This is a genomic window from Simplicispira piscis, from assembly GCF_054783455.1.
Map to the genome: position 1 here is coordinate 217,830 of NZ_BAAGQN010000018.1, position 24,646 is coordinate 242,475.

Sequence of the window (24,646 nt, forward strand, 5' to 3'; positions counted from 1 at the left end):
GCAGGCGGCCGTGCGTGCCTGATTTTTGATTAAATCGGGCTCTAACGCCCTATTCTCGGGCGCTATCAGCTATTGAATAGATAGTAATCAGACAATATGCTCCGGCCGTGGCGGCTTGGGGCGCGGTGGCTTGGTGGTGTGCACCAGCAGCGTGGCCTTGTCCATGTCACCCGCCAGCAGGGCGGGCCAGGCCTTGAGGCTGTGCGCAATGCTGTCTTCGATCAGTGTGCGTTGGTCGGGCGCGGGCTTTTTCAGTACCCAGTTCGCCACCTCGGCCTTGTCGCCGGGATGGCCAATGCCAATACGCAGCCGCCAGTAATCCGCTGATCCCAGCTGTGCATGGATGTCGCGCAGCCCGTTGTGCCCGGCATGGCTGCCACCGCGTTTGAGCTTGGCCTGGCCGGGCGCGATGTCCAGTTCGTCGTGCACCACCAAAATCTCTTCGGGGGCAATCTTGAAGAACCGCGCCAGCGAGGCGACGGATTTGCCCGAGAGGTTCATGAAGGTCTGGGGTTCGAGCAGCCACACGGTGTGTCCCTGCACTACAGTGCGTGCGGCCAGGCCCCAGTAGCTGCGCTCGGGCTGCAGGTGCACCTTGAGTTCGCGCGCCAGCGCGTCGATCCACCAGAAACCGGCGTTGTGGCGGGTGGCTTCATACTCGGGCCCAGGGTTGCCCAAGCCTACAAACAGTTTGATCATGCGGGCGATTATCCGGGGACAAAATGCCAACGGCCCACGCGGGGTGGGCCGTTGAAAAGGGCGTGCAATCCAGACTTCGCAGCAATACCGCGCTGTGTCTGGATCGCCCGCCCTTGCGGGAGCAAGGCAGCAGTCGTGACCGGCTACCTGACCAGGGCAGATTACTTCTTGCCCTTGCCCTTGCCCTTGGCGGGAGCCGCAGCAGCGTCGGCGGCGGGAGCCGCAACTTCGACCACTGGGGGCACCACGGACACCAGGGCCGGATTGTTCTGCGAACCGCGGGTCACGGCAGTCACGCCCTTGGGCAGCTTGACGTCCTTGAGGTGCAGCGAGAAACCCTTCTTCAGGCCGCTCAGGTCCACCGCGATGAACTCGGGCAGGTCGGAAGGCATGCACGCCACGTCCAACTCGGTGACAAGCGGGTTGACCATGCACTTGTCGATCTTGACGGCTGCAGACTCTTCCGCGCCGCTGTAGTGCAAAGGCACCTTCATGTGCAGCTTGGTCTTGGCATCCACGCGCTGGAAATCGATGTGCAGCACCAGTTGCTTGTAGGGGTGGTATTGCACGTCGCGCAGCAGCACTTTGCTGGCTTGGCCGTTCAGCTCCATGTCCAGAACGCTGGAATGGAAAGATTCCTTCTTCAGGGCGTGCCACAGTGCGTTGTGGTCCACTTCGATGGCCAGGGGTTCAGCAGAACCACCATAGACGATACCGGGCGTGCGACCCGAATTGCGCAGACGGCGGCTCGCACCCGTACCTTGCTTGGCGCGCTCAAAAGCGACGAAGTTCATAAAATTCTCCAGAAAAAGTGCACCGCGACCAGTGTCACTTTCGTTAAGGTAAAAAGCGCCCGCAAAGGGCGCTCGACGCTTTGTCCAGACTCAGAACAAGTTGTCCTGGTCTGCAAACAAACTCATCACCGAGTCACCGCGGGCAATCCGCTGGATCGTTTCTGCGATCAGCGGGGCCACGGAGAGCTGGCGAATCTTGGCGCAGCCGCGTGCGGCCGTGCTCAAGGGAATGGTATTGGTCACCACGACTTCGTCGAGGGCCGAGCCTTGGGTGATGCGCTCAATGGCAGGGCCCGAGAAAATCGGGTGCGTGCAGTAGGCGTAAACCTTTTTGGCGCCACGTGCCTTGAGCACTTCCGCCGCCTTGACCAGGGTGCCGGCGGTATCGATCATGTCGTCCATGATGACGCAGTTGCGTCCATCGATTTCACCGATCACGTGCATCACTTCGCTGACATTGGCCTTGGGACGGCGCTTGTCGATGATGGCCAGGTCGCAATTGAGTTGCTTGGCCAGCGCACGGGCACGAACCACGCCACCGACGTCGGGCGAAACCACAATCAGGTCTTCATAGTTCTTCTGGCGCAGATCGCCCAGCAGCACCGGCGAAGCGTAGATGTTGTCTACCGGAATGTCGAAGAAGCCCTGGATCTGGTCGGCGTGCAGGTCCATGGTCAGTACGCGGCTGACACCGGCCGCTTGCAGCATGTTGGCCACCACCTTGGCGGTGATGGGCACACGGGTGGAGCGGGGGCGGCGGTCTTGCCGTGCGTAACCAAAATAGGGAATCACAGCGCTGATGCGTTCAGCCGAGGCGCGCTTGAGCGCGTCGACCATGATCAGCAGTTCCATCAGGTTTTCGTTGGTGGGTGCGCAGGTGGACTGCACCACGAACACGTCGCGTGCGCGGACGTTCTGGTTGATCTCGACGGTAACTTCGCCGTCCGAGAAGCGCCCCACATGTGCGGCGCCCAGCGTGATACCCAGGTATTGGGCAATTTCAGCTGCCATGCCAGGGTTGGCATTGCCGGTGAAAACCATGAAGTCGGGGTGGTTGGCTTGCATGAGCGTTCCAGCGGTCTGAAATTAATGCCTGTACGCGACAAAGATTTGGCAGGGGAGAAAGGATTCGAACCTTTGCATGCTGGAATCAAAATCCAGTGCCTTAACCAGCTTGGCGACTCCCCTACACAGGCCTGCTGCGTTTATAACAACAAGCCGAAACTTTCATCTTTTGCCCACCCTGCCAGAGGATGAAGCAGCAGATTTTCACACACCCTGATCTGCCATGCGCTTGGAGCGCCATCAAGATCTGTCGCATGTGGCATTTGTGCAAACACCGCACTTCCCGAGCCCGTCATTCTGCCATGTAATCCGCGAGTTTCAAGCCATTTGACGGCTTTTTCTACTTCTGGGCACAGTGTCTGAGCAACGTTCTGCAAGTCGTTTCGACCGAAGTCAAAGTGTTCTGCAGCAAAGCCTGAGATTATAGCACTATCAGAATCGCGTTTCAGGCCTGGAGATGAAAAAATTTCCCGGGTATCCAATCCTGCCCCAGGTTTGACGACTGCAAACCGGGCCGAAGGCAGCGCATTGGTGCCTGTCAGAGGCCGTATTTTTTCACCAATTCCTTCCACCCAGGCGTTGTGCCCGCACAAAAAAAATGGCACATCTGCGCCCAGCTGCACGGCGATGGCTTGGAGCGCCTGCACGCTCAGGTGCAGGTTCCATAGCCGGTTGAGTGACAGAAGCACCGTGGCGGCATCGGATGATCCGCCGCCCATGCCGGCCTGGGACGGAATGCGTTTGAATATGCCCATGTGTACACCGTGGGTGCAGCCTGTAGCGCTTTGCAGCGCCCGCGCTGCACGCACCGCCAGGTCTTGCGCTGGCAGGGCGGGGCCCAGGTCTTCGCGGCTGATCTGTCCGTCGGTGCGCAGTGAAAAATGCAGCGTGTCACACCAGTCAATCAGCATGAAGACCGATTGCAGCAGGTGGTAGCCATCGGGCCTGCGGCCGGTGATGTGCAGAAAAAGATTCAGCTTGGCAGGTGCCGGGACGTCGTAGAGTGCTTGCATGGTTTCCGGCTCAGTGGTCCAGTACGATGCGCAGCGTAGTGCGTGGGGTGGGATCGTTGCGCTGTGCCACAAGGCGTCCTTGATCCAGCGCGCCCAAGTCTGCCTGCCAGCCGTCAGCACGGGTCTGGGTGCCAGAGAGCCAGTCGAACAGGGCCGCGACCGGAATGGGCGTGCCCGTGGCTTGCAGAAGAAGATCCTCCAGGGAGCTTGACGCCTGGGTTTCCCCGCGTGCGCTCAGCCGGGCTTGGCCCGGCTCCCATTGCAGTCGAGCGATCAAGGTGCCAAGGGGGCTGAGCAGCGCCAGTTCGCCCTGGGCCGGAGAGCCCTGCAATTCAAAGCTGGCGGAAAAGGATTGCGTCTGCTGGCCTTCGACCTGCAGGGCCAGTCGGCCACTCCAATGGGGTTGCGTGGGCGCTGCTGTGGTGGGGATTTGTGCGCACCCGGCCAACCCCAGGAACATGCATGCCAATAACCACGTCAGTAAAGCCTGCCAGGCAGGGCGGGCGGCGCAGGGCAGCGTTTTCAAGTGCGCGAGTGTCTGGCCCATCAGAGCTTGATGTGCAGACGTTTGAGGGTCTCGCGCAGGGTTTCGTTGTCTGGATTAAGCCGCTGACTTTCTTTCCAGATCGTTTTGGCGCGTTCCTGGTGGCCTAGCGCCCAGAGAACTTCACCCAGGTGGGCTGCAAGGTCTGCATCGGGACGGATGGCAAAGGCGGTCTCCAGCAGACGCAATGCCTCAGCAGGGTTGCCCATGCGAAATTCCACCCAAGCCAGGCTGTCGGTAATGAAAGGGTCCTTGGGTGCATAAGTGAGCGCTTTCAACACCAGTTCTTTGGCTTCCGTGAGCCGTATGCCGCGATCTGCCAAGGAGTAGCCCAGGGCGTTGTAGGCATGGTGGTAGTCGGGTTTGCGCGCGATGATCTGGCGCAGCAGGCGCTCCATCGCGGCATGGTCCCCATTTTTGTCGGCAAGCATGGCCAGTTCGTAGGTCAGGTCGTCGTCTTCCGGGGACTGCTCCACCAGCTTTTTCTGCAAGGCATAGGCTTCGCGGTATTTATGCACATCCCGCAGCAATTGCACTTCGGCCATCAGGTTCATGCGCCGGGCTTCGTCGGTGTCGGCCGGGATGCTGCGGATCAGGGCGCGGGCCTCAGCCAATTTGCCTTGGCGGGCCAGCAGGGACGCACGGCGGGTCTGTGCGCTGAAGAGATCTTGTGCATTTTCAATGCGGCTTAGCCATTGCTCAGCGGCGGCATAGTCCCCCCGCTTCTCTGCAATCTGGGCGCGTAGCAGATAGGCAGAGGTCATGTTGGTGCGGTTGATCGTGGCGCTGTTGCCAGGCTCCACAAGCGTGGAATACTTTTGTAACGAGGTCTCTGCGTTGTCCAGGTCACTATCCTGGAATTGCAGCGCGGCCAGTGCCATCCACGCCTGGGGAAGATCGGGCTTCTCGGTGGTGACAAGATCGAGCTGCTGCCGCGCTTCGGTGTAGCGCTGCCATTCCAGCAGCTGGCGGGCGTAGACCATGCGGATTTCTGGAGAGGGTTTGCCTTCCAGGTAGCGTCGCAGCAATGGTTCAGCCTCGGTCGTGCCTGCTTCCAGGAGTTCCAGTGCCAGCGCCGCAGGCTTGTCGTCCAGAGGCGCAAGATCCTGGGCCTTGCGGGCGGCCTCCAGGGCGCCTTGCTTGTCGTTTGCCATCAATCGCATGCGCCCGAGAACCGTCCAGGCCGTGGTACTGACAACAGGGTCTGCAAGGCTGCTCTGCAGTGCTTTTTCCGCCACCGATGCGGCCAGGGCCTTGTCAGAAACCCTGGCATACAAGGTTGGCAGTGCCGGCAAAAAGGTGGCTCTGTCCTCTGGTTTTTGGAGGTCCAGTATTTGCTGAAGTGGGCCGGCGGAATCGTCGACGCGGTTGAGCGCTACCAGAATCTGCAGCGCATACCGATGGGCGTCGATGGACCGGGGCTTGGCGGCTGCCCAAGCCTGGGCCGCCGCCAGAGCAGGTTCGCCGGAGCGCGATTGCAGGGCGATATCGACGGCACGCTTGTAAAGGCCCTCGTCATTGCTGCTGCGTGCGGCCTCCAGCATGAGCGAGTAGCCCGTGGCGGGGTCTCCCCCTCGGGTCACAATTTCACCGAGCAGTATTTCGTAGAACAGTGCTGCATCCAACAAAGCGTCCGATGCAGCGGTACCGTTTTGGGAAGTATTTTCTGGCACAACAGAAAACTGGGCCCATGAAGGTTTGGCGCCGACCGTGAGGACAATAACCAGCGAGGCTGCCAGGAAGCGAAAAAATGGGACCATCGGGCCATAATAATCCATGCCCGTAAAACGGCACGAAGGTGTTGCAGCATGCCCGAGTTACCAGAGGTTGAGGTCACGCGCCGAAGCTTCGCGCAAGCCATCGAAGGCGCCCGCGTTTTGCGTGTTTTTCTGGGAAAGCCCCTGCGCTGGCCGTTAGGGTGTGAATTGGATACGCTGGTCGGCCGGGTGGTGGTCAGTGTTCGGCGGCGCGGGAAGTACCTGCTGCTGGATCTGGATCAGGGGCTTGTACTGCTGCATTTGGGCATGTCAGGCAGTCTGCGATTCATGCCTGCGGAATTGCCCCCGGGCCCCCACGACCACTTTGACTTGGTCACCACGGCGGGCGTTTTGCGCCTGAATGACCCACGGCGTTTCGGCGCCGTGGTGTATGCCGCTAGCGAGCAAGCGCCGGCAGCTTGCAAGTTGCTGGGGCGGTTGGGTATGGAGCCGCTTTCCGATGATTTTTGCTGGAGTGATTTCCAGGCCGGGTTGCGTGGAAGCAGGGCGTCCGTCAAGCAGGTTCTCATGGCGGGGCGTCTGGTGGTGGGGGTGGGAAACATTTATGCCTCGGAGGCTTTGTTTCTGGCGGGTATTCGCCCGACGACATCGGCGGCGCGCATTGGCGCTGTGCGGGCGCGCCGCTTGTATGAGGCGATCCGGCAGGTCATGGCGCGCGCCGTAGAGCGGGGTGGCAGCACTTTACGCAATTTTTCCAGCGCCGATGGCAGTGTGGGCCACTTCCAGAGCGAGGCGCATGTTTATGGTCGGGAGGGTGTGCCCTGTCATACTTGTGGCACCCTAGTGCGCATGGTGCGCCAGGGGCAGCGCAGCAGCTATTTTTGCCCCCGCTGCCAACGCACTTGAGGTTTTGGCACCACGAAACCGCGTGAACACGGCGTTTATGGGCCGTGCGATGCTATATTTTGTGCCTATCTGTGGGCAGGCTGTCCATTGAACTCCGGGAGCAAAGTGGGACCTTCATTCAACGAACAGTTTGAGCAGCACGGGACGTGGCGGCGTGAGTTCGCCCAACAACTGAAACAGTTGGGTGAATGGATGGGGGGTCATGAGCTCATGGATTCCGCTGTCCAGGAACGCTTGCAGCGTCTGGAAGACCAGGTGCGGACCGATAAGGTCATGGTGGCTTTTGTCGCCGAGTTTTCCCGTGGCAAGTCCGAACTGATCAACGCCATCTTCTTTGCCGGCTATGGCCGTCGCATCATGCCGGCCAGCGCAGGGCGAACGACGATGTGCCCGACCGAGTTAGGGTACGACGCAGCGCTGGCGCCCTGCCTGCGCTTGCTCCCCATTGAAACCCGGCTGCAGTTGTCGAGCTTGGCCGAATGGCGTTTGAAGCCCGACCGTTGGGTGAATGTGGCTCTGGATATCAACGACGCAGAACAAATTGCCCAGTCGCTGGAAAAAGTGACACAGGTGCGCCGGGTCAGTGTGGATGATGCCCGTACGATGGGCTTCTGGCACGATGAACTGCCCGATGAAAACCCGTCCAAGGATGCGGAAGGCTTGGTGGAGGTGCCCATGTGGCGCCATGCCATCATCAATATGCCGCATCCCTTGCTCAAGCAGGGGCTGGTCATTCTGGATACCCCTGGCCTGAATGCGGTGGGCGCCGAACCAGAACTGACGGTGAACCTGATACCGCAGGCGCATGCGGTTGTGTTCATTCTGGGGGCGGATACCGGAGTGACCCGTTCTGACCTCGCCATCTGGCGCGAGCACCTGGCGACCACGCCGGAGAGCATCGAGGCGCGGCTGGTTGTCCTCAACAAGATAGACACCCTCTGGGATACGCTCAATTCGCCCCAGCAGATTGATGAGCAATTGGAGCGCCAGCGCCAGACCTCTGCAGAAATGCTGGGTGTGCGTCTGGACCAGGTGATTCCCGTGTCGGCCCAAAAGGGGCTGGTTGCAAAAATTTCCTGCGACGACGTGATGCTGGAGACAAGCGGCTTGCCTCTGCTGGAGGATGCGCTGGCCCGAGGGGTCATGGGTCAGCGGCAGGCCATTTTGCGTTCTGCCGTAGGAACAGGGATTTCCGGTTTGCGGGCGGAAACCTCGCGGGTGCTCAATATTCGGCGGCGCGATCTGGATGATCAGATGGCGGAATTGCGCAGCCTGCGCGGCAAGAATGCTGCAGTGATCGGATCGATGCGCAACCGCATTGAGCAGGAGCAGCATGAGTTTGATCTGAGTGCGACCAAAATCCATGCCGTGCGGTCCGTGCACCTGAAACTGTTGCGTGAGGTGTTCCATAAGCTCGGCACCAAGGCGCTGAAGGAGCAGTTGGCCGATCTGATGGGTGTCTTGCAGCAAAAAGGACTCAAGCTCGGGGTGCGCAAGCAGTACGCTGAAACCTTTGTGCGCCTGAAGGGCACACTCGACACGGCCCAGGCATCAGCAACAGAAATCCATGCCATGCTGGAAGGTACTTTCCGGCAATTGAATGCCGAATTTGGATTCTCATTGCAGGTGCCTGCCGTTCCATCGCTGGAGACGTTTGCACTGGAACTCGATGGCATCGAGCAAAACCATATGCAGTATCTCAGCGTGGGCAATGCTCTTAAGCTGGTACAGCCAGAATTTGCCGAGCGGCTGGGACGTGCGCTTTCGATGCGTCTGAGAACCGTATTTGAATCGGCCGCCAATGATCTGGAGCTTTGGAGTAAATCGGCGACGGCACAGCTCGATGCCCAGTTGCGGGAGCGCAGGCGCAGTTTTGCCCGCCGGATCGAGGCTGTCGACCGCATTCAGCAAGCCGCAACGGGGCTGGAAGAGCGGATCGGTGAGATCGAGGATGGCGAGGCCGCGCTGGATCGCCTGGACAAACATCTGCACCAACTCACTGAAGAATTGATGCATCTTGCGGACGAACCGCAAGAGACTGAGCACCACGATATTTTTTCGCCGGCATGAGTATGGACGATGGGCGGGTCGCCACGCTGGTGATGCAGTGGCAGCGAGCGCATGGACGCAGTCATTTGCCATGGCAGCAATCGCGTGATCCGTACCGCGTATGGCTTTCGGAGATCATGCTCCAGCAGACGCAGGTGCGCACGGTGCTGGATTACTTTCCCCGTTTTTTGGAGCGCTTTGCCAATGTCCGCGCGCTCGCAGAGGCTTCGCAGGATGAGGTTCTGTCGATGTGGAGCGGGCTGGGCTACTACAGTCGAGCCCGCAATCTGCATCGATGCGCACAGCAGGTGGTTGCCGTGCATGGCGGCGCTTTCCCTGCTTCGGTCCTGGAATTGGCTGCCTTGCCGGGCATTGGTCGCTCCACGGCGGGAGCAATTGCAGCGTTCTGCTTTGGTGAAAGGGCGCCAATCCTGGACGCCAATGTGCGCCGCGTCCTGACCCGGTTGCTGGGTTTTGGTGAAGACCTGGCTGTTGCATCCAACGAGCGCAGGCTCTGGCAAGAGGCCACGGATTTGCTTCCGCACAACCAGCTGGCAGAGGCCATGCCCCGCTATACGCAAGGCATGATGGATCTTGGCGCCATGGTCTGTGTGCCTCGCAAGCCGCTGTGCGATCAATGTCCACTGCAGCGGGAATGCCGTGCACTGGCGCAAGGGGCGCAGGAAATGTACCCAGTGAGAACGCGCAAACTGGTGCGCAGATCCGAAGCGTGGTGGTTATTGCTGCTGCGCGATGGGCAGGGGCGTGTGTGGTTGCAACGCCGGGAGTCCCGTGGCATATGGGCGGGGCTGTATTGTGTTCCCGTGTTTCACCGGTACCAGGATCTGGTTGAACATGCCTTGTGGGGCATTGCACTGAACCGGGTCGAGCAACCTGCTTTTTTGCATGTGCTCACCCATCGGGATCTGCACTTGCATCCGGTGTTGGCGCATGCCGCGGAGTCTGCGGCCGTGTCTGGTGACGAAGGGGCGTGGTTCAGTGCGCCGGAGTGGCGCCAGTTGGGACTGCCAGCGCCTGTGCGCAAGCTGCTCGATGAAACAGCCTGACTTGGCGGTCTTGCAGCAGCAGGATCAGCGCCCGTCGAGCTCGCGGTGGCGGCGTTGTGTGGGCCATTGGCCACTAAAAGCTTGTGCCAGGCGTTCCACCAGGTATACAGATCGGTGCTGTCCTCCGGTGCAGCCAATCGCAACGGTGACATAGCTGCGGTGGTTTTGTGCCATGGCTTCAAGCCAATGGGACAGAAAGGTCTCTATATGTTGGCGCATGAGCGCAACATCCGCTTGCTGGTCCAGAAAGTCCATTACTGGTTTGTCTTGCCCCGTGAGGTGGCGCAGATCTGCCTCGTAATGGGGATTGGGCAGCATGCGCACGTCAAAAACGTAATCCGCGTCCATGGGGATGCCGCGTTTGAACGCAAAAGATTGGAACACCAGTGACAGCTGGTCGGGCAGCGAGGAAATGAGGCCCTTGACGTATCCCTGCAACTGTGATGCGCGGATGTTGCTGGTATCGATCACGTGGGCTGTTTCGCGCAGGTCGGCCAGCAGTTCCCGCTCCAGTTCAATGACCTGCACCAGCGCCCGCTGTCGTTCCGTCAATTCTCCGTGGAACAGCGGATGGCGGCGGCGGGTTTCAGAGAAGCGTCGTACCAGTGTGTCGGTGGTGGCATCGATGAAGAGGGAATGCACAGTGCAACCCTGGGCCCGCAATTCCTGCAGCTTCTGCGGGACCTGGGGCAACGAGGTGGCGCTACGCACATCCATGGCGATGGCTAGCCGGTTTCCATGGTGCTTGTGCTCCAGAGCCACGAAAGGCAGCAGCAGCTCGGGGGGGAGGTTGTCAACGCAGTAAAACCCCGCATCTTCCAGCGCGCGCAACGCCACTGACTTGCCCGAGCCGGACATTCCCGTAATGAGCGCAATCTCAAGCTGCATGGTTCAGTGAGCTCCTGTCGGAATGGTGTGGTGCATGCCCAGCATCTCGCGTGCATGGGCTCGTGTGCTGGGCAGTATGCGCTCGCCCCCCAGCATGCGTGCCACCTCTTCAATACGAGCATCGCCCTGAACAGGCATGACCGTGCTGGTGGTGATGTCGCCGCTTTGTTTGGAAACCACGAGGTGGCAGTGTGCGCAGGCCGCCACCTGGGGTAGATGGGTGACGGCCAGTACCTGGCGGTCTTGTCCCAGTTGTTGCATCAATCGACCGACCGTGGCTGCTACAGCGCCACCAACGCCAGCATCGACCTCATCGAAAATCAGCGTGCCCGCTTTGCCCAAGGCACTGGTGGCCACGGCAATGGCCAGAGAGATCCGTGAAAGCTCCCCGCCGGAAGCCACCTTTCCGATCGGGCGCGGCGTCATGCCAGGGTGTGTTGCCACCAGGAAGGATATGTCGTCCACGCCATGCGCCGCCGACTCGGCGGCTCTCTCGATATGGACGGCAAACATACCACCAACCATCCCCAATTCCTGCATGGCCGCGGTGATCGCACGGGATAACCGTGGAGCGGCTTTGGCGCGGGTCTGTGAAAGGGATCGCGCGGCATCCTGGTAGGCCTTGGCATATTTGCGCTCTGTTTCCTGCAAGACGGCCAGATCGGCCGCGCTGTCGAGTTGGTGTAGATCTTCCTTCCAGGAGTGCAGGAGCGTGGGTAATTCTTCTGGGGCTCTCTTGTAGCGCCTGGCCAGTGACATCCACAGGGCCACCCGAGTGTCGGCTTCTTCCAGAGAGCGAGGGTCCAGATCGGCATGGCGCAGATAGGCGTGCAGGCTGCGTACGGTTTCATCGGCTTGCGCCAGGCTTGCGGCAAGTGTTTCTGAGAGCTCGACAAAAGCGGGCTCCAGGTGTTCGCGGGCTTTGAGCAGATCGAGCGCGCGTGCCAGGCCCGTGCGGGCGCTTGCGTCTTCGGCATCCAGAATGCCAAGGGCTTTCTGGGCTGTTTCCAGTAATTCCTGGGCATGCAGCAGGCGCGTGTGCTGGGCGTTGAGGGTTTCCCACTCATCGGCTGCTGGCGCAAGTTTGTCCACTTCTGCAATCTGCCATTGCAGTCGTTCGCGTTCGCGTTGGAGTGTCTCTTGGGCTGCATGCGCATGCGTAACCTGGGCCTGCGCAGAGCGCCAAGCGGCCCAGCATGTTTGAACATTCATGGACGAAGTGCCGGCATAGGCGTCCAGCAAGGCGCGGATGGAGTCTGTGCGCACCAGGCTTTGCCAGGCATGTTGCCCATGGATGTCCAGCAGTTGCTCGCCGAGCGCACGCAACTGCGTCGCGGTTGCGGGGAAGCCATTCACCCAAGCCCGGCTTTTGCCTTGCATGTCAATGGTGCGTCGCAACAGGAGCGCTTCTTCCTGCTCAAACCCCCACTCTTCCAGCCAGGGGAGGAGGGACGTTGGGCAGTCAAACTCTGCGCTGATGTCCGCGCGCTGGGCGCCTTCGCGAACAAAGCCTGCATCGGCCCGTGCGCCCAAGGCCAGCTGCAATGCTTCGATGAGGATCGATTTTCCGGCGCCGGTTTCGCCCGTCAGGGCTGTAAAGCCCGCGCTGAAGTCCAGTTCGAGTGCTTGCACAATGACAAAGTCACGCAGTGCAATGCGTCGGAGCGCCATTGTCAGGAGCCTCCTTCGTTCCAGCGCAGTTTTTTGCGCAGCGTGTCAAAGTAATTCCAGCCCCTGGGATGTAGGAAGCGGACGCTGTACTCGGACCGGCGCACCAGTATGCGGTCGCCATGCAGTAGGGACGCGAGCGATTGCATGTCGAAGTTGGCACTGGCATCGCGGCCACTCACCAGTTCAATGGCAATTTCCGTGATGTCGGCAAGAACGATGGGGCGGTTCGACAAGGTGTGGGGTGCAATGGGCACCAATACCCAGCCTGGGATCGATGGATGGAGCATGGGCCCGCCAGCGGAAAGCGCATAGGCCGTCGATCCGGTGGGCGAGGCAATGATGAGGCCGTCCGCGCGCTGGTTGGCCACAAAATGGCCATCGACCTCCACCCGCAACTCCACCATGCCTGACGTCGCACCTCGATTGACCACGACATCGTTCATGGCGAAGGCGTCAAAAACAATCCGGCCTTCTCTTTCTACCCGGGCATGCATCAGGGGCCGGTGGTCTTCCTCGTATTCGCCATGCAGCATGGGTGTGAGGGTCGTCTGGTAGTTCTCCAGCGGAATGTCGGTGACAAATCCGAGGCGCCCTTGATTGATGCCGATCAGAGGCGTGCCGTGTCGTGCCAACTGGCGGCCAATACTCAGCATGGTGCCGTCGCCTCCGACCACAAGACCCAGGTCGCATTGCTCGCCAATCGCGTCAGCGTCCAGCGTGGGATGCTGGTCCATGCCGGTCGCCGCAGCGGTGCGCGTTTCCATGGCCACTTTGCAGCCCTGGCTCAGCAAAAAATCGGCAATGTCTTCCATCAACTGCCGAGACCCTGCTGCAGCCGTGCCAGCAACCTGGGACTGGTACTTGCCGATCAGTGCGACATGGCGGAAGTAAGGTGTCATATTGAAATTACATCACTAAAATCAACACATGCTGGATGACCGTGCCAAGTTGTTGCTCAAAGCGTTGGTAGAGCGCTATATCGAAGATGGACAACCCGTCGGTTCGCGTACGCTTTCGCGCGCTTCGGGGCTTGAACTCTCTCCGGCGACTATCCGCAATGTCATGGCTGACCTGGAAGAGTTAGGGCTGATTGCAAGCCCGCATACCTCCGCAGGACGCATACCGACTGCCAGAGGGTATCGACTGTTCGTGGACACTATGCTCACGGTGCAACGTGAACAAATCACCTCACATGCATTGGCGCCTGAGCAGCCGCAGAAGGTGATCGCGAATGCAGCGCACATGCTCTCCAATTTGTCGCAGTTTGTGGGTGTGGTCATGGCGCCCCGCCGGTCTTCCGTGTTCCGGCATATCGAGTTCCTGCGCCTGTCCGAGCGGCGGTTTCTGGTCATCATTGTCTCGCCCGATGGAGACGTGCAGAACCGGGTGATTTTTTCCGAGACTGACTTTACGCAGACGCAATTGCTGGAAACCGCCAATTTTCTGAACGCTCACTATGCCGGGATGGCAATGGAGAAGGTTCGGGAGAGAATAAAAACCGAAGTGGAGTCGCTGCAGGGCGAAATTGCAGCGCTGATGAAGGCCGCTGTCAACGTCAGTTCTGAGGCGCTCACGCAAGCCCAGGAAGAGGTGGTCATCTCCGGTGAGCGCAACCTGCTGGCTGTCAGTGATTTTTCGAAAGACATGGGTAATTTGCGTCGGGCTTTCGATCTGTTCGAGCAAAAAACGCAGATCTTGCGCTTGCTCGATGTCTCCAGCCAGGCAGAAGGGGTGCGCATTTTCATCGGCGGCGAAAGCCAAGTGGTTCCTTTTGAGGAGCTCTCCGTGGTCAGTGCCCCTTACGAGGTGGATGGGCAGATCGTAGGCACCTTGGGCGTCATCGGTCCCATGCGCATGCCTTATGAAAAAATGATCCAGATCGTGGACATCACGTCCAGACTGGTCTCGAACGCGCTAAGTCACCACAAGTGAATCTACAATAGAGAGCTTGAATGGGCCGTTAGCTCAGTTGGTTAGAGCAGAGGACTCATCGAAATGGTGACCACGGAAAGTAATTTCCGTCGGAAAACCGGGTGAACTCAAGGAAACCTAAAGCGCAAGCCAAGGCAATCTTGAGCCAAGCCCGCCGAAGGCAGGTCGAAAGACTGGTAGGCGGGAAGGTGCAGAGACTAGGACGTGAGGAGCCCATCCGATAAGCGTCCCCCGAGCGCCCGGCACCCCAACAGTTCGGCTGTGGGTGATGACATAGTCCAAGGAGTGGGGAAACCCACGCAAACTTGAATCCTTTGGTCGTTGGTTCAAGTCCAACACGGCCTACCATTCAAAATTTTCGGTGCACCGGGCGCGGGTGCCCGTTTTCGGTGGCTTATGCCTTCGTTGCTTCAGGCGCATCCATAGGCAATGGTTCTTGCTGCGTGCCGTGACCAGGCCAATACTTCCCTGTGGCGGCTGGGTAGCGCACGGAACGTGCTGTAGGCGCGCCTGTGCGGTCGTGCAAATCCCACGCTGTGAAATGGATTGAGATTCGATGGTTTTTCGGCTGTGGCGCTTATTGAATAAGCGTCAATAGCTATTAAAATTATAGCTATAAAGCGTGGCGCGTGTTTCGTTTCGCCAAAGGAAAAAGCCCTGACATCTTGCGATATCAGGGCTTACCTGTTGGTGCGGCTGGCAGGAATTGAACCCACGACCCCTTGGTTCGTAGCCAAGTACTCTATCCAACTGAGCTACAGCCGCTAAGCCTCAAATTATAGCAGGAAATCAGCTTTTTGAAGAATTCCTGCGAAAGATTGTTTTGTAAGCATTGCTGCATGCAAAACACATCAGAAGCAGGTGTGGATTGTAATTCAAGAAACTCCGTCTTTTACGGCTAGCGACTGCGTGATGCGGCGCTGGCGACGGCCAGTGCCGTCATGTTGAGCACGCGGCGCACGGTGGCGGCAGGTGTCAGGATGTAGGCGGTGGCGGCGACGCCCATCAGGATGGGGCCCACGGTCACACCGCCGCTGGTGGTGGTTTTGAGCACGTTGTAGAGGATGTTGGCAGCGTCGATGTTCGGGCAGATCAGCAGATTGGCTGAGCCTGTGAGGGTGGAATCCTCCATGTAGGCCCTGCGAATATTGGGCTCCAGCGCCGCGTCGCCATGCAGCTCGCCGTCGCATTCGATCTCGGGGTGGGCTGCGACAAACAGGTCGCGTGCCAGGCGCATTTTGCGGGCCGAGGCGCGTTTCGATGATCCGTAGCTCGAATGCGACAGGAAGGCCACCTTGGGTGGGTGACCGAAGCGCTGTACTTCCTGGACCGACATCCAGGCAATGTCGGCCAACAACTCGGCGCTGGGGTCTTCGTTGACGTAGGTGTCGGCAATGAACAGCGGGCCGCGGTCGCTCATCAGGGCGTTGAGGGCTGCATAGTGGGTCATGCCGGCCTGTCGGCCCAGGATGCTGTGGATGCGTTCCAAGTGTGTCTCGTAGGTGCCCACCAGGCCGCAGATCATGGCGTCTGCGTCGCCCAGCGCCACCATGAGCGCGGCGATGATGGTGTTGGATCGGCGCACGGCAGCCTTGGCCATCTCGGTTGTGGCACCGTCGCGCTTCAGCAGTTGATGGTAGTGCTCCCAATACTGGCGAAAACGTGGATCATCTTCCGGGTTGCAGATCTCGACGTCCTTGCCGGGCTGCATGCGCAGGCCGGCCTTCTGGATGCGTGCCTGGATCACGGCGGGGCGGCCGATGAGGATGGGGCAGGCGATATGGTCGTCGATGGCCATCTGGGCGGCGCGCAGGGCGCGTTCGTCTTCGCCATCGGCATAGGCGACGCGCTTGTGGGCATCAGGCAGGCTCTTGGCGGTGTTGACCACCGGGCGCATGAGGATGCCGGTCTGGTACACAAAGCGCGCAAGATTTTCCTTGTACGCCTCCATGTCGGCAATGGGCCGCGTGGCTACGCCTGATTCGAAGGCGGCCTGGGCCACGGCGGGCGCGATCTTGAGGATGAGGCGCGAGTCAAACGGCTTGGGGATCAGGTATTCGGGGCCAAAGGTCAGCTCCTGCCCGGCGTAGGCCGTCGCTACTTCGTCGCTGGTCTCGCTCTTGGCCAGATTGGCAATCTCGCGTACGCAGGCCAGCTTCATCGCCTCGGTGATCTTGGTGGCGCCACAGTCCAGTGCGCCCCGGAAGATGTAGGGGAAGCACAAGACGTTGTTGACCTGGTTGGGGTAGTCCGAGCGGCCCGTGGCCATGATGCAGTCGGGACGTACGGCCTTGGCCAGTTCGGGGCGGATCTCGGGCTCGGGGTTGGCCAGTGCCAGGATGATGGGCCTGCTGGCCATGGTCTTGACCATTTCCGCCGTGAGCACACCGGGTGCGGAGCAACCCAGGAACACGTCCGCACCATCCACCACGTCGGCCAGGGTCCGGGCCTCGGTTTTTTGCGCATAGCGGGCCTTGGACTCGTCGAAGCCACCAGGGCGACCTTCGTAGACTACGCCTTTGGAGTCCACCATGAAGACGTTGCTGCGCTGCACGCCCAGGCCGACCATCACGTCCACGCAGGCAAGGGCGGCGGCGCCAGCGCCGGAGACGGCGATCTTCACCAAACCAATGTCCTTGCCCACCAGTTCCAGGCCATTGAGCAGCGCGGCGCTGGAAATGATGGCCGTGCCGTGCTGGTCGTCATGGAACACGGGAATGTTCATGCGCTTGGACAGCTCGCGCTCGATGTAGAAGCACTCGGGCGCTTTGATGTCTTCGAGGTTGATGCCGCCGAGCGTTGGCTCCAGCGCTGCAATGATCTCGATCAGCTTGTCCGGGTCGCGTTCATCCAGTTCGATGTCGAACACGTCCACGCCGGCAAACTTCTTGAACAGGCAGCCCTTGCCTTCCATCACCGGCTTGCTGGCCAGCGGGCCAATGTCGCCCAGCCCGAGAACGGCCGTGCCGTTGGTGATCACGCCCACAAGGTTGCCGCGTGCGGTGTAGTCAAAGGCCTTGGACGGATCTGCCTCAATATCCAGGCAGGGGTAGGCTACACCGGGCGAATAGGCCAGGGACAGGTCGCGCTGGTTGGAGAGAGGCTTGGTGGGCGAGAGTGAAATCTTGCCCCGCGTGGGGTTGCGGTGGTACTCGCGTGCGGCATCGCGCAGGGCTTGCTCGGCAGCGGAAAGGGGCGTCGTCATACGGAAATCCTGTGAGTTTCAGCAAAATGCAATCGGACCGCCGGGGTGGACTGTGGTCTGAGCCAACAATAAAGCCCCTGGCTAAGGGGCTTTATACGCCACGTCAGAAGGCATGGCGGGATCTACGGCAGTGCTCGGGCAAGACGCTAGTGGGCGTCGGCCTGGCGCGCGGCGTCTACGGCAGCGGAGGTGTCGCTGCTGGCGCCATTGAAGAAGACGTTCAAGGCTACGGCGGTGATCGAGGCCAGAAGGATACCGGATTCAATCAGGGGGTGGATGGCGTGCGGCATCCACTGGCGAAAGCTCGGAGCAATCAGCGGGATCATGCCTACGCCGATCGACACCGCCACGATCATGGCGTTGAAACGGTTGGTCTTGAAATCCACGCCGCCCAGGATGCGAATGCCCGTGGCAGCCACCATGCCGAACATGACCAGGCCAGCGCCGCCGAGCACCACGGTCGGGAGCGATTCCACCAGCGCAGCCATCTTGGGCAGCACGCCCAGCACGATCAGGATGACCCCGCCCGCCACGCAGACAAACCGGCTCTTTACACCCGTGACCGCCACCAGCCCTACGTTTTGCGAGAAGCTGGTGTAGGGAAAGGTGTTGAAGATACCGCCCAGGAGCGTACCCAGGCCATCGGTCCGCAGGCCGCGGGTCAGGGCGGTCTGGTCGATCTTGCGGTCGGTCATCTCGCCCAGGGCCAGGAACATGCCGGTGGACTCGATCATCACCACGATCATCACCAGAGTCATGGTCAGGATGAGCATGGGATTGAAGATGGGGGCGGCAATTTCGAAGGGCAGCACCAGGTCGAACCACTGGGCCTTGGCCACTTTTTCAAACGACATCATCCCCATGCCCACGGCCACCACGGCGCCGATGATGATGCCCAGCAGCACCGAGATATTGGCAATGAAACCCTTGCCAAACTTGGCGATCAGCAGGATGGACAGCAGCACCAGGCCCGAGATGCCCACGCCCGTGAGGTCGGCATAGCGGGGATTGGGAATGGTGGGCACCACGGCAAAGCCCTTGGGTACCGGAGGCAACGACGAGCCGGGAGCGCCCGCGGCCGACTGTGCTTCGGTCAGCCACTTGATGTGTTCAGGGTTGACCACACTGGGGGCGGTGGGTCCGACCGGGTTGCCAAAAATCCAGTTGATACCCACGCGCATCAGGCTGATGCCGATGATGGCAATGATGGTGCCTGTGACTACAGGCGGAAAGAAGCGCAGCATGCGGCTGACCATCGGCGCGATCACGATGGAAATAACCCCCGCACCGATGACGGATCCAAAGATAAGTCCCGCGCCTGCAGTTCCGCTGGTGGTTTGCGCCATGGAGATCATGGGAGCCACTGCGGCAAAGGTCACGCCCATCATCACGGGCAGCTTGATGCCAAACCAGCGCGTGGCGCCCAGCGCCTGGATCAGTGTGACCAGCCCGCATACGAACAGGTCCGCCGAGATCAGCTTGGCCACCTGGTCCGGCGTGAGGTTGAGGGCGCGCCCCACGATCAGCGGCACAGCCACAGCACCGGCATACATGACCAGGACGTGTTGTAGGCCCAGGGCGGTGAGCCTGCCCAAGGGCAGTCGCTCGTCCACAGGGTGAACAGTGGGTTCCATTCGGAGGCTCCTTTGGTGGGGCGGCGCCAGCCAATTCGGCGGTGCTCGTTAATCCATACAAAAAGTGTATACAAAAATAGCCGACGGATTTCTAGCGACAAACCCCTATGCAGTGCCCCGCTGCGCAACCCTCCGGGAGCGCGTGCCGTGCCGTGGTCTCACGGCATCCGTCAGCGCGCCTGCGGACGTTCTGCGGGCCTGCGGTCAGGCCAGCAGGTCGTGCAATGTGCGCGCAATCACCTTGGTGGCGCAGCGCAGGTCTTCAAGGTGGAGACGTTCGTCGGCACGCTTTGCGTGGGATTCGAGCACCGTGCGCGGGCCCGCGCCGTAGATCACGCCGGGGATGCCGCGCTCGACATACAGGCGCACGTCGGTGTAGAGCGGTGTGCCCAGGGCAGGCACGGGTTCTCCCAGCAAAGCCTGGGCATGTTTCTGGATCGCGTCCACCAGGGGCTGGTTGCCGGGCAGGGGGGTCATGGCGCGGGCCAACAGCAGGCGCTTGATGTCTGTCGTGATGCCGGGGCGCTCGCTCGCTGCCTGTTCGATGGTACGGCGGATGCTCGTTTCCACGTCAACGGGGTTTTCCTCGGGGATCATGCGGCGGTCGAGTTTGAACACCACCTTGCCGGGCACCACGTTGGTGTTGGTGCCGCCCTCGATGCGGCCCACGTTCAGGTAAGGGTGGGTAATGCCCGCCACGCTGGATGTGATTTGCTGGTATTGCTGGTTGAGGGCGTACAGCGCGTTGAGGATGTGCACCGCGCCCTGCAATGCATCCACGCCGGTGTGTGGCACGGCGGCATGGGCCATTTTGCCGTGCACCGTCACTTCCATTTGCAGGCAGCCGTTGTGGGCCGTGACGACCTCGTGGCTGAAGCCCGCGGCAATCAGCAGGTCGGGTTTTGTCAGCCCATTCTTGAGCAGCCAGCCGGGGCCGAGTTCTCCGCCAAATTCTTCGTCGTAGGTGAAGTGCAGTTCCACTGCGCCCTGCGTGGGCCGGGCCACGGCTTCGAGCGCCCGCACCGCGAAGGTGAAGCTGGCAAAGTCGCTCTTGCTCACGGCGGTGGCGCGGCCGTACATGGTGCCATCGACAATCTCGGCGCCGTAGGGGTCGTGCGTCCAGCCTTCGCCCGGGGGCACCACGTCGCCGTGGGCATTGAGGGCGATGGTGCGGCCCGAGCCGGGGGCGCCATAGGGGCGGCGCACGATCAGGTTGGTAATGGACTCCATGCCGTAGGCCTGCACATCGGCGGCGGGCACGGGGTGTTGCTCGGCCTCAAAGCCCAAGTCTTTCAGCAGCTCTGCGGTGCGCTGGGCATGCGGTGCGTTGTTGCCGGGCGGGGTATCGGTGGGCACGCGGACCAGGGCCTGCAGAAAGCGCACCTCCTCGTCAAAATGCTGGTCGATCCAGTGGTCCAGGGCGGTGTAATCGGGGGTCATGCGGGTTCCTTGGCGAGCTGGTGCAGGACATGGCTGAAGGCCTCCACGGCCAGCTGCATGTCGTTGTGGGTGGTGGATTCGAGCGGGTTGTGGCTGATACCGGCGTTTTCGCCACGCACAAACAGCATGGCCTGGGGCATCACCTCGTGCAGTTTCATGGCGTCGTGGCCGGCGCCGCTGGGCAGGCGCAGCAGTGGCACGCCCAGGGCGTTGACGGCGTTTTCCCAGCGCTGCTGCCAGGCCGGTGCGCTGGGTGCGGCGGCGGCGCGCATGGTTTCTTCCAGCGTGAGCCGCAGGCCGCGTCGTGCAGTGATCTGGCGCAGTTGTGCCAGTACATCGCGGTCCAGCGCGTCGCGCTGGGCGTCGGTGGGTGCGCGCAGATCCAGCGAGAATTGGCACCGCCCGGGTACTACGTTGATGGAGCCGCCCGGCACATTCCACTGGCCGATGGTGCCGACCGAGTCGCCGTCCTGTGCGGCGCGCTGTTCCAGGTACAGCGCCAGTTCGGCCACGGCCATGGCGGCATCGCGGCGGCTGTCCATGGGGGTGGTGCCGGCGTGGCTGGCCATGCCGGTCACCTCGCCTACATAGCGCACGCTGCCGTTGATGGAGGTGACTACGCCCAGGGGCAGGTCCAGTCCGTTGAGTACCGGGCCCTGTTCGATGTGCACTTCAATGAAGCCCAGATAGTGCGCGGGGTCGCGTTGCAGCCGGGGAATGTCGTCAATGCACAGGTCGGCGTGCTGCATGGCGGCGCGCAGGGTGATGCCGTCTGCATCCTTCTGGTCGAGCCAGGCGGGGTTGAAGTCGCCGATCAGAGCCCCCGAGCCTAGAAAGGTGGCCTTGTAGCGTTGGCCCTCTTCCTCGGCGAAGGCCACCACTTCAATGCCGAACGGCAGGCGTTGGCCGGCGCGGTGCAGTTCGCGCACGCAGGCCATGGGCACGAAGATGCCGAGGCGCCCGTCGTACTTGCCGCCGTTGCGCACGGTGTCGTAGTGCGAGCCGGTCAAAAGGTATTTGGCGGTGGGTTGTGCCCCGTGGTAACGGCCCACCACATTGCCCACGGCGTCGATCTCGACCTCGTCAAAACCGCAGTCGCGCATCCAGTGGCTGAGCGCTTGAGCGCAGGCGCGGTGTGCGTCGGTGAGATAGGTGACGGTGAGCTGGCCTTTTTCGGCATAGCCGGGGTCGGAATGTTCGGCCAGCTTTTCATGCCAGTCCCACACATCGCTGCCCAGCAGCGGTTCGGCGCCGAACTTGTCGTTCAGGCGGATTTCCGCGATGCGGTGGATGTTGCGCAGCGCTTCGGCCTGCTCAAAGTCGGGGTGGTTGTCCAGGCGGCGTGCAAAGGTGTCGATGATCTGCTGCTTGCTCAGCCCCGTGCCCCGTGGGCCCCGCACCGCCAGGATGAACGGGAACCCAAAACGGGCGTTGTAGTCGGCATTGAGTTGCTGCAGCTGCGCAAATTCTGCCGGGGTGCATTGCGTCAGGCCCGCCTTGTTTTGCTCGTGGGTGGATTCGGCGGTGAGGCTTTGGTCCACCATGGCCTTGCCTGCCAGTTCGGGGTGGGCGCGGATGAGGGCGCGCTGTGCCTCGCTGCTGGCGGTGCGCACGGCATGCGCCAGGGTGTGCTTGAGGTGCGCCAGCGAACGAAACGGCCGCTCGCGCAGTGCAGTTTCGGCAATCCAGGGCGAATGCTCGTAGATGCCGTCGAGCCATTGCAGGGCCTGGTTGGCGCTGGCAGCGTTGAGTTGGTCGAGGGTGAGTGCCATGGGTCAGGCCTTATCGGTGGGGTAGGGGTGGGTTGCCTTCCAGTGGCGCGCAATGTCGATGCGCCGCGCCACCCAGACGTGGTCGTGCTGTTCGATATGGTCTAGAAAACGCTGCAGCGCCGTGATGCGGCCAGGCTTGCCCAGCAGGCGGCAGTGCATGCCGATGCTCATCATCTTGGGGGCGTCGTCACCGGCCGGGTCGCCTTCGGCGTAGAGAACGTCGAACGTGTCCTTGAGGTACTGGAAGAACGGGTCGGCGTAGGAATAGCCCTGGGGCAGCGCAAACCGCATGTCGTTGCAGTCCAGCGTATAGGGCACGATCAGTTGCGGCACGGCGGTGCCGTCGGTCTTTTGCACCTTCATCCAGAAGGGCAGGTCGTCGCCGTAATAGTCGCTGTCGTATTCAAAGCCGCCAAAGTCAGCCACCAGGCGGTGGGTGTTGGGGCTGTCGCGGCCGGTGTACCAGCCCAGGGCACGTTCGCCGGTCAGGCGCTCGATGATGGCCATGGCCTCTTGCATGTGGGCGCGCTCGACGTCCTCGGGGATGTGCTGGTAGTGGATCCACTTGAGGCCATGGCAGGCGATCTCGTGGCCCAGTGCCACAAAGGCCTGCGTCAGATCGGGGTGGCGCTGCAGGGCGGTGGATACACCAAACACCGTGAGCGGCAGCCCGCGCTTTTCAAACTCGCGCAGGATGCGCCACACCCCGGCGCGCGCGCCGTATTCGTAAATGCCCTCCATGCTCATGTGCCGCGCGGGGTAGCTGGCGGGGTTGAACATTTCCGACAGGAATTGCTCCGAGCCCGCATCGCCATGCAGCACGGCGTTTTCGCCGCCTTCCTCGTAGTTCAGCACGAACTGCACGGCAATGCGGGCCTGACCAGGCCATTGGGGATGGGGCGGTGTGCGGCCATAGCCCACCAGGTCGCGGGGATAGGGCAGGGTGCTGTCGTAGGTCATGGTGTCAGGCTGCGGCGGTAGGCAAAAGGGCCATGGAGAGATCGTTGACCGGCTGCTTGCGGTCGAAGGTGAGGCCCGCCTCCACATGCTCCAGGTGGGCCTGCATCAGTGCCACGGCGCCTTCTTCGTCGCGCGCGGCCAGGGCCGCCACGATGGCGGCGTGCTCTTCGTGCGAATGCGCGGCGGCGCTGTCGGACTGGTACATGAGCGTGATGAGCGCGCTGCGCGAGATCAGGTCGCCCAGCATCTGCGCCAGCACCTCGTTGCCCATGAGCTCGGCCATGTGCACATGGAAGTCGCCCAGCAACTGGGTGCGGCTGTGGATGTCGGAGCCGTCCACGGCCGCCTGCTCGCTGGCCACATGGGCGCGCAACGATTTGATGCGGGCCGGTGTGGCGCTGCGCACGAAGGCGCGGGTCATTTCGGTCTCCAGCATGCGGCGCACGGCAAAAACCTGGCGCGCTTCCGTGACCGAGGGCGTGGAGACAAATGCGCCGCGTGCTGGCGACAGCGTGACCAGGCGGTTTTGCGCCAGTTGGAACAGGCCCTGGCGCACCAGGGTGCGCGAGACGCCAAAGTGGTCGGCCAGTTTTTGCTCGGCCAGCTTGGTGCCGGGAAGCAGGCGGTGTTCGACGATGGCGCGTGTCAGCGTTTCGACAATGGTGCTGGTGGAGGAAGGTTCCATGGCGGCATGATAGGCGGAATGGCCAAAAGTGTATACACTTTTGGTCTACAAGAGGGCCGATTCGGGCCCTCAACCTTCAGGAGAATCCCTATGGGCTTGAGCACCCACGTTCTGGACACCATGCATGGCTGCCCCGCAAGCGGCATGGAGGTGTGCCTGTATGCCACCGAGGGCGATAGCGCCACCTTGCTGCAGCGCCTGGTGCTGAACGATGATGGCCGCACCGACGCGCCGCTGTTCGACAACGCCAGCCTGCGCACCGGCACCTATCGGCTGACTTTTGATGTGGCGGGGTACTTCAAGGCCCGGGGCGTGCAGTTGCCCGAGCCGAATTTTCTGAACCGCGTGAGCCTGGACTTTGGTGTGGCCCATGCCGACCAGCATTACCACGTGCCGCTGCTGGTCAGCCCCTGGAGCTATTCCACCTACCGGGGTTCTTGAGTGTGCTCTTAATTCAATAGCTTGTAGCGCTTTTTGTTGTTATGTTTCAGGTATAAAAAAACTTGAAAATCAATATTTACAAGCGCAACCAGCTATTGTTTTTGATAGCTATCAGAGCTGGCCTTCGGTCAAGGTGTCGAGCTGGAACTGGCCGCTCTTGTCC

General features: G+C 61.1%; 20 protein-coding genes and 2 tRNA genes. 5 read left to right on the forward strand and 17 right to left on the reverse strand.

Annotated elements, in window-relative coordinates; genetic code table 11:
* Window positions 1-87: 87 nt before the first annotated feature.
* From pth to ACYVOC_RS14560, 7 genes are all read right to left on the reverse strand, one after another.
* Window positions 88-699, reverse strand: coding sequence for an aminoacyl-tRNA hydrolase (gene pth, locus ACYVOC_RS14530; RefSeq protein WP_116003095.1), 612 nt, complete (start codon window positions 697-699; stop codon window positions 88-90).
* A 161-nt stretch (window positions 700-860) separates the two neighbouring features.
* Window positions 861-1,493 (reverse strand): 50S ribosomal protein L25/general stress protein Ctc, encoded by a 633-nt coding sequence (locus ACYVOC_RS14535; RefSeq protein ID WP_116003096.1) that lies wholly within the window; start codon window positions 1,491-1,493, stop codon window positions 861-863.
* A 90-nt stretch (window positions 1,494-1,583) separates the two neighbouring features.
* A complete protein-coding gene (locus tag ACYVOC_RS14540) occupies window positions 1,584-2,558 on the reverse strand; it encodes a ribose-phosphate pyrophosphokinase (RefSeq protein ID WP_116003097.1) in 975 nt (324 codons plus the stop codon).
* 46 nt (window positions 2,559-2,604) lie between these two features.
* Window positions 2,605-2,681: transfer RNA gene (locus tag ACYVOC_RS14545), tRNA-Gln, on the reverse strand.
* Window positions 2,682-2,698: 17 nt separating this feature from the next.
* Window positions 2,699-3,571, reverse strand: coding sequence for a 4-(cytidine 5'-diphospho)-2-C-methyl-D-erythritol kinase (ispE, locus tag ACYVOC_RS14550; protein WP_461162265.1), 873 nt, complete (start codon window positions 3,569-3,571; stop codon window positions 2,699-2,701).
* A 10-nt stretch (window positions 3,572-3,581) separates the two neighbouring features.
* Window positions 3,582-4,118, reverse strand: a complete 537-nt coding sequence (locus ACYVOC_RS14555; RefSeq protein ID WP_461162266.1) for a lipoprotein insertase outer membrane protein LolB — start codon at window positions 4,116-4,118, stop codon at window positions 3,582-3,584.
* Window positions 4,118-5,740: a tetratricopeptide repeat protein gene (locus ACYVOC_RS14560; RefSeq protein WP_461162267.1), complete on the reverse strand. Its 1,623-nt coding sequence runs from the start codon at window positions 5,738-5,740 to the stop codon at window positions 4,118-4,120. The genes ACYVOC_RS14555 and ACYVOC_RS14560 overlap by 1 nt, the downstream gene beginning before the upstream one ends.
* Before the next feature lie 183 nt (window positions 5,741-5,923).
* Between ACYVOC_RS14560 and mutM the strand changes: the two genes are divergently transcribed.
* The 3 genes from mutM (at window position 5,924) to mutY (ending at window position 9,855) form a co-directional block, all read left to right on the forward strand.
* Entirely contained in the window at window positions 5,924-6,739 is an 816-nt protein-coding gene (gene mutM / locus ACYVOC_RS14565) for a bifunctional DNA-formamidopyrimidine glycosylase/DNA-(apurinic or apyrimidinic site) lyase (RefSeq protein WP_116003100.1), read from the forward strand.
* Window positions 6,740-6,844: 105 nt separating this feature from the next.
* Window positions 6,845-8,809, forward strand: a complete 1,965-nt coding sequence (locus tag ACYVOC_RS14570) for a dynamin family protein (protein ID WP_116005921.1) — start codon at window positions 6,845-6,847, stop codon at window positions 8,807-8,809.
* Window positions 8,806-9,855: an A/G-specific adenine glycosylase gene (gene mutY, locus ACYVOC_RS14575; protein WP_461162268.1), complete on the forward strand. Its 1,050-nt coding sequence runs from the start codon at window positions 8,806-8,808 to the stop codon at window positions 9,853-9,855. Before ACYVOC_RS14570 ends, mutY begins: the two co-directional genes overlap by 4 nt.
* A 24-nt stretch (window positions 9,856-9,879) precedes the next feature.
* On the opposite strand, the gene rapZ is transcribed toward mutY, so the two are convergent.
* Genes rapZ through ACYVOC_RS14590 form a run of 3 tightly spaced genes read right to left on the reverse strand, consistent with a single transcriptional unit; the run spans window position 9,880 to window position 13,313 of the window.
* Window positions 9,880-10,743 carry an RNase adapter RapZ gene (rapZ, locus tag ACYVOC_RS14580; protein WP_116003102.1) on the reverse strand — a complete coding sequence of 288 codons (864 nt, stop codon included), beginning with the start codon at window positions 10,741-10,743 and terminating at the stop codon, window positions 9,880-9,882.
* 3 nt (window positions 10,744-10,746) lie between these two features.
* Complete coding sequence (recN, locus tag ACYVOC_RS14585) at window positions 10,747-12,414, reverse strand: DNA repair protein RecN (RefSeq protein WP_461162269.1); 1,668 nt, start codon at window positions 12,412-12,414, stop codon at window positions 10,747-10,749.
* A 2-nt stretch (window positions 12,415-12,416) separates the two neighbouring features.
* Window positions 12,417-13,313 carry an NAD kinase gene (locus ACYVOC_RS14590; RefSeq protein WP_116003104.1) on the reverse strand — a complete coding sequence of 299 codons (897 nt, stop codon included), beginning with the start codon at window positions 13,311-13,313 and terminating at the stop codon, window positions 12,417-12,419.
* 28 nt (window positions 13,314-13,341) lie between these two features.
* Here ACYVOC_RS14590 and hrcA point away from each other — a divergent pair, with 28 nt between their 5' ends.
* On the forward strand, window positions 13,342-14,346 hold the full coding sequence (gene hrcA, locus ACYVOC_RS14595) for a heat-inducible transcriptional repressor HrcA (RefSeq protein WP_116003105.1): 1,005 nt from the start codon (window positions 13,342-13,344) through the stop codon (window positions 14,344-14,346).
* 688 nt (window positions 14,347-15,034) lie between these two features.
* On the opposite strand, the gene ACYVOC_RS14600 is transcribed toward hrcA, so the two are convergent.
* The 7 genes from ACYVOC_RS14600 to ACYVOC_RS14630 form a co-directional block, all read right to left on the reverse strand.
* Window positions 15,035-15,111 (reverse strand) — tRNA-Arg (locus ACYVOC_RS14600).
* A 133-nt stretch (window positions 15,112-15,244) separates the two neighbouring features.
* Entirely contained in the window at window positions 15,245-17,551 is a 2,307-nt protein-coding gene (locus ACYVOC_RS14605) for an NADP-dependent malic enzyme (RefSeq protein ID WP_461162270.1), read from the reverse strand.
* A 146-nt stretch (window positions 17,552-17,697) separates the two neighbouring features.
* Entirely contained in the window at window positions 17,698-19,185 is a 1,488-nt protein-coding gene (locus ACYVOC_RS14610; protein WP_461162271.1) for a nucleobase:cation symporter-2 family protein, read from the reverse strand.
* Window positions 19,186-19,389: 204 nt separating this feature from the next.
* Entirely contained in the window at window positions 19,390-20,625 is a 1,236-nt protein-coding gene (locus ACYVOC_RS14615) for a M20 family metallopeptidase (RefSeq protein ID WP_461162272.1), read from the reverse strand.
* A complete protein-coding gene (uraD, locus tag ACYVOC_RS14620) occupies window positions 20,622-22,397 on the reverse strand; it encodes a 2-oxo-4-hydroxy-4-carboxy-5-ureidoimidazoline decarboxylase (protein WP_461162273.1) in 1,776 nt (591 codons plus the stop codon). The genes ACYVOC_RS14615 and uraD overlap by 4 nt, the downstream gene beginning before the upstream one ends.
* A 3-nt stretch (window positions 22,398-22,400) precedes the next feature.
* Window positions 22,401-23,357 (reverse strand): allantoinase PuuE, encoded by a 957-nt coding sequence (puuE, locus tag ACYVOC_RS14625; RefSeq protein ID WP_116003110.1) that lies wholly within the window; start codon window positions 23,355-23,357, stop codon window positions 22,401-22,403.
* 4 nt (window positions 23,358-23,361) lie between these two features.
* Window positions 23,362-24,042, reverse strand: coding sequence for a GntR family transcriptional regulator (locus ACYVOC_RS14630; RefSeq protein WP_116003111.1), 681 nt, complete (start codon window positions 24,040-24,042; stop codon window positions 23,362-23,364).
* A 90-nt stretch (window positions 24,043-24,132) separates the two neighbouring features.
* Between ACYVOC_RS14630 and uraH the strand changes: the two genes are divergently transcribed.
* Window positions 24,133-24,483 (forward strand): hydroxyisourate hydrolase, encoded by a 351-nt coding sequence (gene uraH / locus ACYVOC_RS14635; protein WP_116003112.1) that lies wholly within the window; start codon window positions 24,133-24,135, stop codon window positions 24,481-24,483.
* Window positions 24,484-24,646: the final 163 nt, after the last annotated feature.